Below are 14,743 nucleotides of genomic sequence, written 5' to 3' on the forward strand. Positions count from 1 at the left end.
GTCTTTTACTGTTGATTTGAATATTTTTAAATTATGTTTACAGTAACAGAATTTTTAAAGGGGGATTTAAATGCTTAATTTAAAAACTGAAATGTGTTCTATCTTAAATATAGAATATCCCATTATCCAGGCTGGAATGGCAGGGGGAGCAACAACACCGGAACTGATTGCTAACGTGAGCAATGCAGGGGGCCTTGGCACGTTAGGTGCTGCTTATATGAAACCAGAAGATATTAAGCGAGCTGTTCATGAAATTCGAAAACTCACAGCGAAGCCGTTTTCAGTGAATTTATTCTGTGTTGAAAACTCTGATGAGCCGAAGGATGAAGAGAAAAATATAGTGAAAAATGAACTGCATAGAATTGGCAGAGCTTTAGGTGTCAGGGAATCAGATATTCAGTTTAATGCAGCTGACTATTTTGATGAACAGTTTCAAGTATTAATTGATGAGAAAGTACCAGTAATCAGTACAGCATTTGGACTGCTTTCTGAGGATAGAGTTCGGCAGGCCAAAGAAAACGATATGGTTATTACATCAATGATTACAACAGTTGAAGAAGCAGTTCTTACCGAGCGGAGCGGTGTGGATATTATTATTGCCCAGGGCTCAGACGCAGGCGGTCACAGAAGCACATTTGATTTAACCCGTCATAATAACGGAGCAGATATCGGCACCTTTTCTTTAGTGCCGCAAGTCGCAGACAATGTAAAAATCCCGGTCGTTGCTGCTGGTGGAGTAAATGACGGCAGGAGTCTCGCTGCAGCACTTGCACTTGGTGCAGACGGAGTGCAGATCGGCACCCGGTTTTTATCGAGTGAAGAAGCAGGCATTCATAAAGCTTATAAGCAAAAACTTTTTACCAGTAAAGAAGACGATACAGTCATCACCAAAGTATTTTCAGGAAGGCCGGCCCGCGGCATACTCAATAAATTTATAGAAGAATTCAGTGAAGAACCGTTAGCGTATCCGTATCAGAATTCAGCAACTAAAAGTATCAGAGTGCTGCCGCGAAAATAATAATGCTGAATATATGTCGCTGTGGCAGGGCAGAATCTGCGTCCTGTTTGTGAAAGAACAGCCAGCTGCTGAAATTGTGGAAGAAATTATTGAAAGTGCGCGCAATATATTGAGCTGAGATTATAGTCAGATTCTATAAGATCCTAAGCGCTCTATATGGATAGGAGATAGCTATGAAAATATTTAAATTCATATTGCGGGAATCTGAAAAGACCTTAGAGAATATATTTGAAAAACATTTTAAATCTGCAAATAAAAATTTCGAGATTGAAGATGCAATTACTTTAGGGTTTTATGAAGACATAGTCAGAAAAGCAGATGCATTAAAAATTTTTTAGATGCCAATAAACTTGTTTCTATTGACTCGATAACTCGAGATATCTTTGAGAGTTATGTTTATTTTAAATTATTACTAACGGACGAACGTCGTTTATATGCAAATCCTATATGGCAGCTAACGAAATCAGTGAGTTAACAATGTATAATAACCTTATAGAAAATAATAAGAATGGGAGAAAGTTAAGAGAATTATTAAATACTAATATTGAAAGATTAAACAAAGATATTGGTTTCAATTCAGAAGAAAAATTGAAAAGGATTAATAACTTATACACAGAGGTTTTTGAAAAAAGAAAAAATAATCAAAAGTGGTATAATTTAGATTCTAAAACTAAAAATTTGGAACAATTATGTAATAAACTAGACTTATTCGCAGAGTATAACCTAGTGTACAGATTACTATCCGCAGAAGTACATGCTTCTGATGTATTGAAGAGATGGAAATTTGAACCTGGTCAAGTGTCAGTATTTGAAGCTATTGACAATAAGGAAATGAATATTAAAATAACTAACTTATTTTTGTTAGATGTTATACAAGAATTATATTCATTGTATGGTTTGAATAAGGAGCTCAGAAAATTTAATACTTTACTATCAATAAACTATAATTATTCAAAGAAATAGAATGCACGTAACCATAAGAAACAGCTGAAAATTAAAGTTTTCAGCTGTTTTAATAATATTTAAATGAATCCAATCAGCATACCGCCGAGTGCACCGGTTACAACAATGACCCACGGGGGTAGTTTGAAGTAGACCAGCATCACAAACAGTATTGCTGCAAGTGCGAAGTGAACCGGCTCCAGTATTGAGCTTGTCCAAATCGGTGTGTATAATGCTGAAATCAATATTCCGATGACTGCAGCATTAACGCCCATCACTGCACCTTTAACCTTATCGTTATTACGGAGTAAATCCCAGAACGGCAATGCGCCAAGAATTAACAGGAATGCCGGCAGGAATATCGCGGCAGTTGCGATCAGTCCGCCGATCCAGCCGTTCATCACTGTTCCTAAGTATGCTGCAAACGTGAATAATGGACCAGGCACAGCCTGCGTTGCACCGTATCCTGCAAGGAATTCTTCTGCAGAAATCCATCCCATCGGAACCAGTTCCTGTTCGAGAAGCGGAAGTACAACGTGTCCGCCGCCGAATACGAGTGAGCCGGCTCTGTAGAAACTGTCTACTACCGCAACCCAGTATGAGCCTGTTAATTCACGGAGGGCGGGTAATGCAAATAGCAGTACGAAAAATAGCACTAAACGACAGCGGAAAAACTTTTCTTAATCGGGAAAGTCGCTGCTTTTTTATTATCATCTGCTTCATGATTTTTATAAAGAATAAAACGATGACCCCTGCAATCAGAATAACGCCGACCTGTGTGAACACCGATTGAAATAGCAGAGTTGCGACGAGTGCAAACAGCGCAATTACTTTTCTTTTGACGTCAGGTGCCAGATTTTTACTCATTCCCATAATTGCATGGGCAACGATAACCACGGCAACGATTTTCAAACCGTGAATCCAACCCGCATCTGCGATATCGAATGTTGTTAAAAGAGATGCGAAAATCATTAATACAATAACGGACGGTAGTGTAAAGCCGATGAATGATGTAAGACCGCCGAGTACGCCGCCGCGCATAACACCAACACCGATGCCCACCTGACTGGATGCTGGACCCGGAAGGAATTGTGAAAGTGCGACTAAATCTGCGTAACTTTTCTCATCCATCCATTTCTTTCTGCGTACATACTCAGTATGGAAATAACCAAGATGTGCAGTCGGACCTCCAATGATGTCAGCCCGAGTCTCGTAGATACTAATAGTATTTCTAAAAGAATTCTGAGTTTATTCATTAATTTCTCCTGTATATGTAATTTATTAAAACTTACCATGTATACAGCTATTTTTAAACTGGTATTAAGACATTTACAAGATTTTAACATACTTTTTATTATCTGATTCTTAAATTTATATCAGCAGTCATATGATATAATTATCTTTCAAATAATAATTCATCAGGAGTGTTTCATAGAATGACAGATCAACAAGTTTTAACTATAGTTTTCGGGTCTATAGGGCTCTTATTAATTTTAGTTTCACTAATTATTTATACTTTTGGTGTGGCAGTGAAGAAAGAAAAATATGACAGCCCATGGCTCGGTGAATAACGGTTATCCGTTCGGTTATGAGCTTGATGTACTGTACGATCCTAATAAACCTAAACGCTGTTTTATCGGCGGTACGAAAGTTCAGACGATAGCAGCATTTATACCAGGTTTTATCGGAATGATATTTTTCTTGATCGGTGCAGTAATATTTCTATTTTAATATAAGTCAGGCAGGAGATTTAAATGAAAAAAAGAGAAAAAGCGCAGCGGCAGCAGAACATATAAGCAGTAAATTAAGATGTCCGCTTTGTCACGAATTTGTTGAAGTCCGAGCACTTAGCAGTTTAGTCTGTATTAATAATCATACTTTCGATTTCGCAAAGCAGGGCTATGTGAATCTGCTTCAGAAACCTGTAAATACACAGTACGATGATGCATTATTTGATGCGCGTCATAGAATTATCAGCAAAGTTGAACTGTATGCGCCGATACATAATAGAATTTCTGACATCATAACAAACCAATCGGCAGAAAACTCACTGCTGTTTGATGCAGGGTCTGGTGAAGGCTCTCATTTAAAGATGATTCAGCATAAGGTAAACACAGAAACGCTGACAGGCGTCGGTCTTGATATATCAAAAGCAGGTGTCATGATGGCTGCGAAAACTATGAGGGGCCGGTATGGTTTGTCGGAGATCTTGCAAATCCGCCGCTTGCTGACAAATCATGCAAGTTTATATTAAACTTTTTATCCCCTGCCAATTACGCTGAATTTAAACGAATTTTAACTGAAGACGGCATGATTATAAAAGTGATTCCGGGAAGCGGATATTTAAAGGAATTGCGTAATGAACTGTTCAATAATACCGGTGAAAGTGAATATGAAAATAACGATACACTTGAATTGATGAAGAGAAATGTTAAAGTAGTAAGTGAAGAACGTATTACTTATAAGAAAACTCTCAATGCTTCAGCATTGAAGGACTTAATTTCCATGACGCCGCTTGGCTGGCATGCAGATGATGCACAGATTGAAACATTTATAAGTAGCGGCGATAAAGATATTACAGTAGATATGCATATCGTTATTGCACAAGAAGAAAAGAACAGCTGAAATATTTTCAAAATAATTTCAGTTAATAACTTGCTATTTAAAACCGTATAGGTAATAATTACACTAAAGAAAACGAATTTCCATGAAATATTACCCTGTTTATTACAAACAGGTTACAAAGCAAAAGAATTAGGCTAATAACCTTGAAATATGCTGAACATTAAAATATAATGAAATACATTAAGAAATACATAACAGAACGCACAAACATAAGTTAAAGCTATACTCTTCATATCATTAACTAGTCGTTCTTCGATAGTGCCTTTGGCCTAGATATCATATTATATTATTTATCTGTTAGGGAGACTTTAGATCTCCCTTTTTTTATTGCCTTTTTTAAGGCGGTTAAAACATTAAGAAGGTGAACATATTATGAACAATAGTGAATTACATAACTGGGCCGATAAATTCTCAGGGACAATTTCGGTCTCGAGCTCGATATTCCAATCAGAGTGTCGAAAAATGAAGTCTAAGCTCGGTGCATTTCAGATTAAATTGCAAAACAGAAAAGTTGTATCAAAAGAAATTGTAATGTCACACAGCTTTCTTATTAACAACTCCAAGGAAACTATTCTAGATGTGCTTTATCATGAGTGCGTGCATTACGCACTTTACACATTAAAGAAACCTTACAGAGATTCAGACCGGGAATTTACCGAAACACTTGAGCGTCTCGGTATTGCCAAAACCAGAACATATAAATATAAAGGGCAGGCTTATTTATATGAGTGCAAAAATGCAGCTATCAATTTACGAAAAGAGTCAAGGGCTATAACAAACGTTATATTTGCAGGCATTGCCGTGGAAAGTATATCTATAAAGGCATGGTTGAATCACTCTGATAACAAGTTATTAAAAATTGTTTGACTATTTTTTCAAGTTACTCTAGTATGAAATACAATTAAATATGAAATTATCCAGAGAGACGGAGGGATCAGGCCCTGTGAAGTCTCAGCAGGCTTTTTAAGTACTGTGCTAATTCCTGCAGGCAGCGGCTTGGAAGATAATCACAAAACGCCATTTGTCTATATAGATAAATGGCGTTTTTTAATATACATAGGAGGGAATTCATGAGCATTCAGCTGAATAACGTTTCAAAAACGTATCATTTAAAAGGAAGAAATGTTGAAGCATTAAAACCGACATCATTAAAAGTTGAAACCGGTGAAATTTTTGGGCTGATCGGCTATTCCGGCGCTGGGAAAAGTACCCTGGTAAGATTGATTAATTTGCTTGAAAAACCTTCGACGGGCACAGTTATTGTTGGTGACGACAATCTGACTGAATTATCATCTAAGGATTTAAGAATAAGACGCCAGAAAATCGGCATGATATTCCAGCAGTTTAACTTAATTGAATCAAAGACAGTATATGAAAATATTGAATTTGTACTTAAAGCGAGCAGATACAATAAAAAGATGTGCCGAAAAGAATTGAAGAGCTTTTAAAGCTCGTCGGTCTTAACGATAAATCCAGTATCAATGCAGCAAATTTAAGCGGGGGACAGAAGCAGCGTGTCGGTATTGCGAGAGCGCTTGCCAATAATCCCGATATTCTCTTATGTGATGAAGCAACGAGTGCACTTGATCCAGATACGACTAAAAGTATTTTAAATCTCTTAAAGAGTATTAACAGAACGCTCGGCATTACGATAGTGATTATTACTCATGAAATGGAAGTTATTAAAGAAATTGCCGACCGTGTAGGTGTGATGTCCGACGGTGAAATTATTGAAAGCGGCGAAACTTACAATGTATTCAGTCATCCTAAAGAAGGAATTACAAAAGATTTCGTGCAGGAAATATATAATTTTGAAGTGCCGGAACAAATTAAAGAAACGCCTGAAAATCAAGTCATTACAATTCAGTTTTTGAGTGAAAATGCTGAAGAAAACTATTTAAATCAGCTCTACAGAGACTTCGATTTAAGTATTAGTATTTTAAACGGCAGAATCGAATATATTAAAGAAAAGCCGCTTGGATTTTTAATGTTTCAGGTCTCAGGAAAAGTTGAAGAAATCGAGCGTCTTAAAACACATATCGATAATACTTCCGGCATAGAAAGGGTGGGTTATATTGGATAACTTCAGTCAGCTTTGGCCATTATTGTACCGCGCACTTTTAGAAACGGCACTGATGGTCTCAATTTCAATATTCTTTGCAGTACTAATCGGACTGCCGCTCGGTATTCTGCTCTATATTACACAGCATCCGCTGCTTTTTAAAATTAAACCGTTAAATGCCACACTGGGCTGGCTCGTAAATAATCAGGTCTTTCCCTTTTATAATTTTAATCGTGGCAATTATGCCGTTTGCAACATGGCTCGTTAATGCTTCACACGGACCTGTTTTTGCCAGTGTTGCACTGTCGATTGCTGCCGTGCCGCTTTTTGCACGTCTTGTTGAATCCAGTTTTAACAGTGTGAGTGACGGTGTTATTGAAGCGAGTATCGCAGGCGGCGCACCGATTTATTTAATCGTGACAGATGTTCTTCTGCCGGAAGCGAAGAAGAGCATCACTCAGGCAATTACGCTGACGATTATTTCGATTATTGCATTCAGTGCAACAGCCGGTGTTGTAGGCGGCGGCGGGGTCGGTGACCTTGCTATCAGATACGGCTATTACCGCTACGACACATTGACGATGATTGTGACAGTAATTGTACTTGTTATTATTGTACAAATCGTCCAGTGGGCCGGAGACTTTATTTCTAACAGAGCGGAGGAAAGATAAATGCGCGGAATTATAATATTTTTAATCGGTACATTAGTCGTTATATTAGGTACCAGTATTCTTTTATATGAGGATGAGGGAGAAGTCATTACTATCGGGGCTTCAAGCGGGCCTTTTGCCGATATGGCATCGTTCGCATTAAAGCCGGTGCTGGAAGAGCAGGGTTATTCTGTTGAAATAGTTGAATACAGCGACTACATTCAGCCGAATAATGCGCTCGCCAACGGAGACAGATGCTAACCTCTTTCAGAATGTGCTCTTTATGGAAAGTTTTAATGAAGAAAATGATGCTGATTTAAAAAATATCATCCAGGTGCCGACAGCGCCGATGGGGCTGTACAGCAGTGAATTTAGTTTACTGGAAGATATCACGTCAGGCAGTGAAGTTGCCCTTCCTTTAGACCCTGTTAACTCCAGCCGCGGATTTTTAACACTGCAGGATGCGGGTTTGATTACAATTAGAAGATGCAGATATGTTTGCTATCGATGAAGCAGACATAATTGATAATAAGAAAAATCTTGAGTTTATTTATCAGGATGCCGGTCAGTTGCCGAGAAGTGTTGAACAGATTGGTTTATCACTTGTGCCGGGTAACTTTGCACTTGCCAGTGAAATGAACCTGGACGATGCATTAACTTTAGAAAACATGAACGAAAACTTCAGAAACCAGATTGTAATTAACGGTGATGATGCAGGCACTAAAATGGAAGAAGATTTAATTAAGGCAGTAGAGTCCGAAGCGTTTAATGAAGTGATCGATGCTGACTTTAAAGGATTCGATAAACCAGAGGAGGATGAGTAAATGGCGAGCGAACGATTAAACTCATTAAGCCCGAGCTACTTCAGCAGTATGATGAATGCTGAGCTGGAAGTCGGGGACAAACCGCTGTTAAACCTCGCCGTCGGTATTCCCGACGGCAGAACGCCGAAAGTCATTACTGATGCAGTAAAGACAGCAATCGATAAAGAAGAAAATCAAAAGTACGGTGCCTTCCGCGGTAAACCTGAATTAAAAGACAGCATTAAAAGATTTTACAAAAGAACTTATGATGTGGATCTGAAGGACGAAAATATTGCGATACTGTTCGGGACGAAAAATGCGCTGGTGAACTTTCCTCTGGCACACGTCAATCCGGGCGCCGGTATTATGCTGCCGAATCCGGGCTACGCAGATTATATTACCGCAGTGGAACTTGCACAGGCGAAACTGATTGATATGCCGCTGCTTAAAGAAAACAGCTACCTGCCGGATTTTGATTCGCTGGAAGCGGAGCTAAAAGAAACGGAGCTTATCTATTTAAATTATCCGTCTAATCCTGTCGGTGCCGCAGCGGATAAATCATTCTTTGATGATGTGATACAAAGATTCAAAGGAAGTAAAACACAGGTTGTCCACGACTTTGCCTATTCAGCGTTCGGCTTTAACGGGCCTCATCCAAGCATATTGACGAGCGATCCTGATTTTGAAGTATCCATGGAAATATATTCGCTGTCTAAAGGATTTAATATGTCGGGTTACAGAATCGGTTTTGCAGCAGGGAACAAAGAGATGATTGAAAGCATTAACAGGTTTCAGGATCATACGAATGCTGGTGTCTTCGGTGTCACACAGGATGCAGCAATCGCAGCTCTTGACAATGCTGATACGTTAATTCCTGCACAGAACGAAATATTCAAAAAGCGCAAAGACTTTATCAATGAAGCGCTGCTGGCTTTAAATGTTCCAATCGAACCGATCAAGGGCGGTATATTCGGCTGGATAAAAGTGCCGCCGGGTTTTAACGGTGAGAGCTTCGTCACCTACCTGCTGAAAGAACAGTCCATTCTCGCTACGCCAGGAAAACCTTTCGGCAGCCTGGCAGAGGATTATATACGTATATCTCTTGCGGTCCGGGACGAAGATTTAAAAACATTCGTACAAAGACTAGGAGAGATTAAAGATCTCTATCAAGATTAGTTTATTGTCTGACATCAAATGTGGTATTATTTACCCAGATATTAATTTTTGGGGGCGGCATGAGAGTGACTAAGTTTTTTAATCGAAACCGCATGTTGATTGTGCTGTTTGGCATAGTAGTATTAATTGCATTAATCGGATTTTCATTGTCGGACAGAGATTCCACAACGAAAGCGGAACAATTTACCGGTGATACGGTCGCTGTGACTCAAAAGGTTGTCGATGCACCGTTCAGTTTTATAGGAAACATATTTTCTAGTATTACAGGAAGTTTCAGTGCGCTTGAAGAAAACGAAGCGCTGAAAGAACAGCTGGATATGCTGCCGCAGCTGCAGGCTGATAATGAGCGTCTTGCAGCTGAAAACGAGGAGCTGCGTGAATCTCTTGAAGTGAGCTCCAGTATGGCTTACGAAACAGTCAACGCCCGCGTGATTTCACGTGCACCAGACCAGTGGCTCGAATCCTTTACGATAGATAAAGGAGAAAAGGACGGCGTTGAAGAAGGCATGGCGGTATCGACGTCGGAAGGATTAATCGGTATTGTCACGAGAGTTAACGGCAATTCGAGTTTTATCGAGATGATTTCAACGAATGCATCACAGAACAATATGTCAGTTGAAGTGAGACATAACGATGAAGCGGTCTACGGTAATATCCGCAATTTTGATACTGAAAAAGATGTGCTTGTCGTTGAAAATATTAAAAGTCAGGTAAAACTTGAAGAAGGCGATGAAGTATATACTTCTGGTCTGACTGGCGCTTTCCCTGAAGGCATAGTTATCGGCAAAGTAGTAGAAGTAGAAAATGATGAATACGGACTGAGTCAAAATGCATACGTGCAAATGAACAGTGACTTAAATGATGTGGATAATGTGTTTGTCTTAAAACGCGATCCTGATTCATTGGAGGACTGATACGATGCAGACGATAGTGATTTTTATAATTGGAGTCATATTAATGTATGCTGACATGGCTTTTACCAGCTTTAGTCCACTGATGATGTTTAGTGTTGAAGTATACTTCGTACCGAAAATGCTCTTTATGTACATTCTGCTCCTAACAATTTACGCGGGTCCCCGTATCAGTATGCTTTTTGCAATTCTGTTTGGTGTTATGCTGGACGTTTATATCGGTTCCCTGTACGGTATCCACATATTTGGCTTTATAGCATTTGTTATCTTTATGCAGACTGCATTCAGAGTGTTTTACAGAGATTTTGTAGCGATGGCATTTGTCGTACTGCTGAATACATTTTTATTCGATTTATATCAGTACGCGGTGTACAGTGTACTCGACTTTATAGCGATGCCGTTTTTCGACTATATCGCACTTCGTGCAATACCGAGCGTGCTGGTGAGTGCAGTGTTTTTCGTTATCCTTTATGTCCTGGCAATTCAAACGGCTAAAGTGAGAAAAGAATTACGGAGAATCAATTGACACATTGAGTTAAATTTTATATAATACAGTAGTTGATGAAACGTAAACGTCAACCGCACATATATAGGTATAAGAGGCAGAACCCACCTATAATGGCGTGTCTTAAATAATAGGAGGTGTAAGTATGTTTGCAATCATCGAAACAGGTGGAAAACAAGTGAAAGTTGAAGAAGGTCAATCAATCTACGTTGAAAAACTAGAGGTTGAAGCAGGTGCTGAATTCACGTTTGACAAAGTACTTTTTGTTGGAGGCGACAGCGTTAAAGTTGGAGTTCCTACAATTGAAGGTGCTACTGTTACAGCTACAGTTGATAAGCATGGACGCGGTAAGAAGATTAACGTTATCAAGTTCAAGCGCAGAAAGAACTACAGCCGTAAACAAGGTCATCGTCAGCCTTATACTAAATTAACAATCGGCAAGATCAACGCATAATGATTAAAGTTATCGTTGCACGTAACAGTGAACAGCATATTACCGGATTTACGATGAGCGGCCACGCGGACTTTGATGTCCACGGTAAAGATCTCGTATGTGCAGGTGCTTCGGCAGTTGTGTTCGGCAGTGTTAATGCGCTTTATGCGCTGACTGATTACGAGCCGGCCATAGACTTGGCCGAAGAAGGTGGATATTTAAGTGTTAAGCTTGAGGATACATCCGATGACAAAGTTCAATTGATCTTGGAAACAATGATTGTATCATTGACTACTATTGAATCTGAATATAACGAATTTATAAAACTTGAATATGAGTGAGGTGTATACCAATGTTAAAATTAGACTTACAGTTCTTCGCATCGAAAAAAGGTGTTGGGTCGACTAGAAACGGTCGTGACTCTGAATCAAAACGCCTTGGTGCTAAAAGACAAGATGGACAATTCGTAACAGGCGGATCTATTTTATTCCGTCAACGCGGCACTAAAATTCACCCGGGTGAAAACGTAGGACGCGGTGGAGACGACACATTATTCTCGAAAATTGATGGTGTTGTTAAATACGAGCGTTTCGGACGCGACAAAAAACGTGTTTCTGTTTATCAGGAAGCAAAATAATAATTTTGTGGCATCAGCTTCTGCTGATGTCTTTTTTTATGAATGTTATAATTTAAAATAGAGATTAATTAAATGGAGGTGAGTGTTATGTTTATAGATTACGTATCCGTGTATTTAAAAGCAGGTAACGGCGGTAACGGTCTGGTAGCATATCGCAGAGAGAAATATATCCCGATGGGCGGACCATCTGGAGGAGACGGTGGTAACGGTGCAGATATTATTATGGAAGTGGATGAAGGCTTAAGAACATTAATGGACTTCAGATTCCAGCGCCACTTTAAAGCAGCACACGGGGAAAATGGAATGAATTCTAATATGCACGGTAAAAACAGTGCGCCATTAGTATTAAAAGTGCCGCCAGGTACAATTGTAAAAAGTACGGAAAATGGTGAAACACTTGCCGACCTGGTTGAACACGGTCAGCAGGCAGTAATTGCCAAAGGCGGACGCGGCGGACGCGGTAACTCCCGTTTTGCTACAAGCCGTAACCCGGCACCTGACTTCGCAGAAAACGGCGAACCGGGAAGAGAGCTGGAAATTACACTTGAACTTAAAATGATGGCGGATGTCGGTATTGTCGGATTCCCGAGTGTGGGTAAATCCACATTGCTTGGCACTGTTTCTAAAGCAAAACCGAAAGTCGGAGATTATCACTTTACGACGCTGCAGCCTAACTTAGGTGTTGTACAGTCAAAAGACGGACGTACATTTGTTATGGCTGATATGCCGGGACTTATTGAGGGTGCTTCAGATGGTACGGGACTTGGACACCAGTTCCTACGTCATATCGAGCGTACAAAAGTACTCGTCCACGTCGTGGATATTTCTGAAACAGACGGCAGAGATGCGGTTGAAGATTATAAAACAATCCGCAATGAAATGGCTCTGTTTAACGAAGAATTGTTAGAGCGCCCGGAAGTTATCGCACTGAATAAAGTGGAATTAATTGATCATGATCAAGAGATTATTAATAACTTTATAAACAGTATTGATACAGACAGCGAGATCGTGCAAATATCAGCAGCAACAGGTGAGAATATTGATGCTCTTCTGTATAAAGTAGCAGATCTGTTAGAAGAACAGCCTGTACTTAAAGAAGAAATCGAGACGGAAAGCCGTGTTGTTTATCGTCACGAGAAAGACCCTGATAAATTTGTCATTACACGTGATGATGACGGTGCATACGTCGTATCAGGCGGAGCAATTGAACGTCTGTTTATGATGACTGACTTTACTCGTGAAGCTGCAGTTCGAAGATTTGCAAGACAAATGCGTACAATGGGTATCGATGACGCACTTAGAGACCGCGGCATACAGGCCGGGAATATCGTACGAATTTTAGGCGGAGAGTTCGAATTTGTAGAATAGGTGATTATAAATGTATCAGTATAAAAGGTAAGTTAACGGAAGTTAAACCAATAGGAGTGACGGTGGAAACTGGCGGTATCGGGTATTTGCTGCTCGTGCCGAACCCGTTTCGTCTTGAACGCTATATCAATACGGATGTAACGATTTTTACAGAGCTTATAGTGAGAGAAGATGCTCATACGCTTTACGGATTTACCGGTGAAAGCGAAAAATCGATGTTTAAATCATTGTTGAAAGTGACCGGTATTGGTCCTAAAAGTGCCTTGGCTATACTTGCTGCAGCAACGCCAAATGAAATTATAAGTGCAATAGAAAGAGAAGATAATGCCTTTATGCAGAAGTTTCCCGGTATTGGGAAAAAGACTGCGAGCCAGATTATTCTGGACTTAAAAGGCAAGCTTAAACCTGATGAACTGTCGGCACCTGCTGAAACAGCGCCGGCAGCAAATCCATCTTATGTTGAAGAAGCGCTGATGGCATTAGAAGCGCTCGGCTATTCGAAACGAGAACTCACTCGCATTGAAAAAAAACTTACGAAAGAAGAAATCACTTCTGTCGATGAAGCAGTGAAACTTGGACTTAAACTATTACTAAATTAAACGGGGTGAAGTAATGGATGAACGTATTTTAGATGAACATGAACACAATGATGAAGTATCGCTTGAACTGTCGCTCCGTCCGAATAAACTGCAGCAGTATATCGGACAGGATGCGCTTAAAAATAATTTAAGTGTATTTATCGAGGCGGCAAAAATGCGTGAAGAAGCGCTGGACCATGTCATTTTACACGGTCCGCCGGGACTTGGTAAAACGACGCTCGCGAACATTATCGCTAGTGAAATGAACGTTAATATTAAAACGACATCCGGACCGGCCGTTGAACGTGCCGGTGACCTCGCTGCGATTTTATCGAGTTTAGAACCGGGTGATGTGCTCTTTATCGATGAGATTCACAGACTGCCGCGTTTCGTTGAGGAAATTTTATATTCTGCAATGGAAGATTTCTTTATCGACGTAGTCATCGGACAGGGAGATGAAGCGAGAAGTATCCGAATCGACCTGCCGCCGTTTACACTCGTCGGTGCAACGACCCGTTTCGGAAGTCTTTCAGCACCGCTCAGAGACCGTTTTGGTGTGCAGTTACGCCTGCAGTATTACGATCTTGACAGTCTGAAGATGATAATTGAACGTACAGCGGATATTTTTGAAGTGGCAATTCCACAAAACAGTCTGGATGAGCTGGCGAGAAGATCACGCGGCACACCGAGGATTGCCAACAGGCTGCTGCGCCGTGTCAGAGATTTCTCGATGGTTAAAGGTGAAGAAGCGATTACGCTTAATACTACGAACTACGCACTTAAAGTACTTGAAGTCGATCCGGAAGGACTTGAACCGATCGATCATAAAATTATGCGGACAATTATCGGTACATACGGCGGCGGTCCGGTCGGACTTGAAACTGTCGCAGTGTCTATAGGTGAAGAAGTCATCACATTGAATGATGTATATGAACCGTATTTAATACAGCGCGGATTTTTAGAGCGTACACCGAGAGGGCGTAAAGCTACAGCGAAATCCTTTGAGTATTTTAAAAATATAGATATGGATTAAGC

The 14,743-nt window shown here is 40.1% G+C and carries 18 protein-coding genes, 4 pseudogenes, 1 riboswitch and 1 other annotated feature; of the genes and pseudogenes, 21 read left to right on the forward strand and 1 reads right to left on the reverse strand.

All coding sequences use genetic code 11. The features are described 5' to 3' along the window. The first annotated feature begins 70 nt into the window (after positions 1 to 70). The 3 genes from G4D76_RS00450 to G4D76_RS00460 all read left to right on the forward strand — a co-directional run bounded on the left by G4D76_RS00450 (position 71) and on the right by G4D76_RS00460 (position 1,981). A complete protein-coding gene (locus G4D76_RS00450; RefSeq protein WP_250130052.1) occupies positions 71 to 1,018 on the forward strand; it encodes an NAD(P)H-dependent flavin oxidoreductase in 948 nt (315 codons plus the stop codon). 173 nt (positions 1,019 to 1,191) lie between these two features. Next, positions 1,192 to 1,356, forward strand: a complete 165-nt coding sequence (locus G4D76_RS00455; protein ID WP_213810247.1) for a hypothetical protein — start codon at positions 1,192 to 1,194, stop codon at positions 1,354 to 1,356. Positions 1,357 to 1,465: 109 nt separating this feature from the next. Next, positions 1,466 to 1,981 carry a DUF5677 domain-containing protein gene (locus tag G4D76_RS00460; RefSeq protein ID WP_213810248.1) on the forward strand — a complete coding sequence of 172 codons (516 nt, stop codon included), beginning with the start codon at positions 1,466 to 1,468 and terminating at the stop codon, positions 1,979 to 1,981. Positions 1,982 to 2,040: 59 nt separating this feature from the next. Here the strand turns inward: G4D76_RS00460 and G4D76_RS00465 are convergent. Beyond that, positions 2,041 to 3,216 (reverse strand): annotated as a pseudogene (locus G4D76_RS00465) (chromate transporter). A gap of 180 nt (positions 3,217 to 3,396) precedes the next feature. Here G4D76_RS00465 and G4D76_RS15685 point away from each other — a divergent pair. The 18 genes and pseudogenes from G4D76_RS15685 to ruvB all read left to right on the forward strand — a co-directional run bounded on the left by G4D76_RS15685 (position 3,397) and on the right by ruvB (position 14,741). Then, complete coding sequence (locus G4D76_RS15685) at positions 3,397 to 3,531, forward strand: hypothetical protein (protein ID WP_256440508.1); 135 nt, start codon at positions 3,397 to 3,399, stop codon at positions 3,529 to 3,531. Next, on the forward strand, positions 3,506 to 3,691 hold the full coding sequence (locus G4D76_RS00470) for a DUF3592 domain-containing protein (RefSeq protein ID WP_213810249.1): 186 nt from the start codon (positions 3,506 to 3,508) through the stop codon (positions 3,689 to 3,691). Before G4D76_RS15685 ends, G4D76_RS00470 begins: the two co-directional genes overlap by 26 nt. Positions 3,692 to 3,752: 61 nt before the next feature. Next, the gene (locus G4D76_RS00475) at positions 3,753 to 4,214 is read left to right on the forward strand and encodes a putative RNA methyltransferase (RefSeq protein WP_371814708.1); all 462 of its coding nucleotides are present in this window, start codon (positions 3,753 to 3,755) and stop codon (positions 4,212 to 4,214) included. 56 nt (positions 4,215 to 4,270) lie between these two features. Continuing rightward, the gene (locus G4D76_RS00480; RefSeq protein ID WP_213810251.1) at positions 4,271 to 4,585 is read left to right on the forward strand and encodes a class I SAM-dependent methyltransferase; all 315 of its coding nucleotides are present in this window, start codon (positions 4,271 to 4,273) and stop codon (positions 4,583 to 4,585) included. 462 nt (positions 4,586 to 5,047) lie between these two features. Continuing rightward, entirely contained in the window at positions 5,048 to 5,452 is a 405-nt protein-coding gene (locus G4D76_RS00485; protein WP_250130053.1) for a SprT-like domain-containing protein, read from the forward strand. Between the two features lie 43 nt (positions 5,453 to 5,495). Then, positions 5,496 to 5,595: riboswitch (SAM riboswitch) on the forward strand. A 60-nt stretch (positions 5,596 to 5,655) separates the two neighbouring features. After that, positions 5,656 to 6,668 (forward strand): annotated as a pseudogene (locus G4D76_RS15690) (methionine ABC transporter ATP-binding protein). Between the two features lie 52 nt (positions 6,669 to 6,720). Continuing rightward, positions 6,721 to 7,318, forward strand: a pseudogene (locus tag G4D76_RS00495) (methionine ABC transporter permease). Between the two features lie 123 nt (positions 7,319 to 7,441). After that, positions 7,442 to 7,808 (forward strand): annotated as a pseudogene (locus G4D76_RS15695) (MetQ/NlpA family ABC transporter substrate-binding protein). Beyond that, positions 7,792 to 8,121 (forward strand): MetQ/NlpA family ABC transporter substrate-binding protein, encoded by a 330-nt coding sequence (locus tag G4D76_RS15700; RefSeq protein WP_256440511.1) that lies wholly within the window; start codon positions 7,792 to 7,794, stop codon positions 8,119 to 8,121. The pseudogene G4D76_RS15695 and the gene G4D76_RS15700 overlap by 17 nt, the downstream one beginning before the upstream one ends. Then, complete coding sequence (locus G4D76_RS00505) at positions 8,122 to 9,276, forward strand: aminotransferase class I/II-fold pyridoxal phosphate-dependent enzyme (protein WP_213810252.1); 1,155 nt, start codon at positions 8,122 to 8,124, stop codon at positions 9,274 to 9,276. Positions 9,277 to 9,335: 59 nt separating this feature from the next. Then, complete coding sequence (gene mreC / locus G4D76_RS00510; RefSeq protein ID WP_250130054.1) at positions 9,336 to 10,190, forward strand: rod shape-determining protein MreC; 855 nt, start codon at positions 9,336 to 9,338, stop codon at positions 10,188 to 10,190. Between the two features lie 4 nt (positions 10,191 to 10,194). After that, positions 10,195 to 10,713 (forward strand): rod shape-determining protein MreD, encoded by a 519-nt coding sequence (mreD, locus tag G4D76_RS00515; protein ID WP_026858251.1) that lies wholly within the window; start codon positions 10,195 to 10,197, stop codon positions 10,711 to 10,713. A 41-nt stretch (positions 10,714 to 10,754) separates the two neighbouring features. After that, positions 10,755 to 10,826, forward strand: a sequence feature (ribosomal protein L21 leader region). Positions 10,827 to 10,837: 11 nt separating this feature from the next. Further along, positions 10,838 to 11,146 (forward strand): 50S ribosomal protein L21, encoded by a 309-nt coding sequence (gene rplU, locus G4D76_RS00520; RefSeq protein ID WP_026858250.1) that lies wholly within the window; start codon positions 10,838 to 10,840, stop codon positions 11,144 to 11,146. Beyond that, the gene (locus G4D76_RS00525) at positions 11,146 to 11,466 is read left to right on the forward strand and encodes a ribosomal-processing cysteine protease Prp (RefSeq protein ID WP_213810254.1); all 321 of its coding nucleotides are present in this window, start codon (positions 11,146 to 11,148) and stop codon (positions 11,464 to 11,466) included. The genes rplU and G4D76_RS00525 overlap by 1 nt, the downstream gene beginning before the upstream one ends. An 11-nt stretch (positions 11,467 to 11,477) precedes the next feature. Further along, on the forward strand, positions 11,478 to 11,762 hold the full coding sequence (rpmA, locus tag G4D76_RS00530) for a 50S ribosomal protein L27 (protein ID WP_026858248.1): 285 nt from the start codon (positions 11,478 to 11,480) through the stop codon (positions 11,760 to 11,762). Positions 11,763 to 11,849: 87 nt separating this feature from the next. Further along, positions 11,850 to 13,130: a GTPase ObgE gene (gene obgE, locus G4D76_RS00535; RefSeq protein ID WP_026858247.1), complete on the forward strand. Its 1,281-nt coding sequence runs from the start codon at positions 11,850 to 11,852 to the stop codon at positions 13,128 to 13,130. A gap of 62 nt (positions 13,131 to 13,192) precedes the next feature. Next, positions 13,193 to 13,729, forward strand: coding sequence for a Holliday junction branch migration protein RuvA (gene ruvA / locus G4D76_RS00540; protein WP_250130055.1), 537 nt, complete (start codon positions 13,193 to 13,195; stop codon positions 13,727 to 13,729). A 13-nt stretch (positions 13,730 to 13,742) separates the two neighbouring features. Then, positions 13,743 to 14,741 carry a Holliday junction branch migration DNA helicase RuvB gene (ruvB, locus tag G4D76_RS00545; protein WP_026858245.1) on the forward strand — a complete coding sequence of 333 codons (999 nt, stop codon included), beginning with the start codon at positions 13,743 to 13,745 and terminating at the stop codon, positions 14,739 to 14,741. Positions 14,742 to 14,743: the final 2 nt, after the last annotated feature.

It is taken from the genome of Jeotgalicoccus sp. WY2 (genome assembly GCF_018437745.1).
Lineage (GTDB): Bacteria > Bacillota > Bacilli > Staphylococcales > Salinicoccaceae > Jeotgalicoccus > Jeotgalicoccus psychrophilus.

Excerpts from the sequence above, each read along its gene's own strand:
- G4D76_RS00450 (WP_250130052.1), top strand. The coding sequence starts at position 71 with ATGCTTAATTTAAAAACTGAAATGTGTTCTATCTTAAATATAGAATAT.
- G4D76_RS00455 (WP_213810247.1), top strand. The coding sequence starts at position 1,192 with ATGAAAATATTTAAATTCATATTGCGGGAATCTGAAAAGACCTTAGAG.
- G4D76_RS00460 (WP_213810248.1), top strand. The coding sequence starts at position 1,466 with ATGGCAGCTAACGAAATCAGTGAGTTAACAATGTATAATAACCTTATA.
- G4D76_RS15685 (WP_256440508.1), top strand. The coding sequence starts at position 3,397 with ATGACAGATCAACAAGTTTTAACTATAGTTTTCGGGTCTATAGGGCTC.
- G4D76_RS00470 (WP_213810249.1), top strand. The coding sequence starts at position 3,506 with ATGACAGCCCATGGCTCGGTGAATAACGGTTATCCGTTCGGTTATGAG.
- G4D76_RS00480 (WP_213810251.1), top strand. The coding sequence starts at position 4,271 with ATGATTATAAAAGTGATTCCGGGAAGCGGATATTTAAAGGAATTGCGT.
- G4D76_RS00485 (WP_250130053.1), top strand. The coding sequence starts at position 5,048 with ATGAAGTCTAAGCTCGGTGCATTTCAGATTAAATTGCAAAACAGAAAA.
- G4D76_RS15700 (WP_256440511.1), top strand. The coding sequence starts at position 7,792 with ATGTTTGCTATCGATGAAGCAGACATAATTGATAATAAGAAAAATCTT.
- G4D76_RS00505 (WP_213810252.1), top strand. The coding sequence starts at position 8,122 with ATGGCGAGCGAACGATTAAACTCATTAAGCCCGAGCTACTTCAGCAGT.
- mreC (WP_250130054.1), top strand. The coding sequence starts at position 9,336 with ATGAGAGTGACTAAGTTTTTTAATCGAAACCGCATGTTGATTGTGCTG.
- mreD (WP_026858251.1), top strand. The coding sequence starts at position 10,195 with ATGCAGACGATAGTGATTTTTATAATTGGAGTCATATTAATGTATGCT.
- rplU (WP_026858250.1), top strand. The coding sequence starts at position 10,838 with ATGTTTGCAATCATCGAAACAGGTGGAAAACAAGTGAAAGTTGAAGAA.
- G4D76_RS00525 (WP_213810254.1), top strand. The coding sequence starts at position 11,146 with ATGATTAAAGTTATCGTTGCACGTAACAGTGAACAGCATATTACCGGA.
- rpmA (WP_026858248.1), top strand. The coding sequence starts at position 11,478 with ATGTTAAAATTAGACTTACAGTTCTTCGCATCGAAAAAAGGTGTTGGG.
- obgE (WP_026858247.1), top strand. The coding sequence starts at position 11,850 with ATGTTTATAGATTACGTATCCGTGTATTTAAAAGCAGGTAACGGCGGT.
- ruvB (WP_026858245.1), top strand. The coding sequence starts at position 13,743 with ATGGATGAACGTATTTTAGATGAACATGAACACAATGATGAAGTATCG.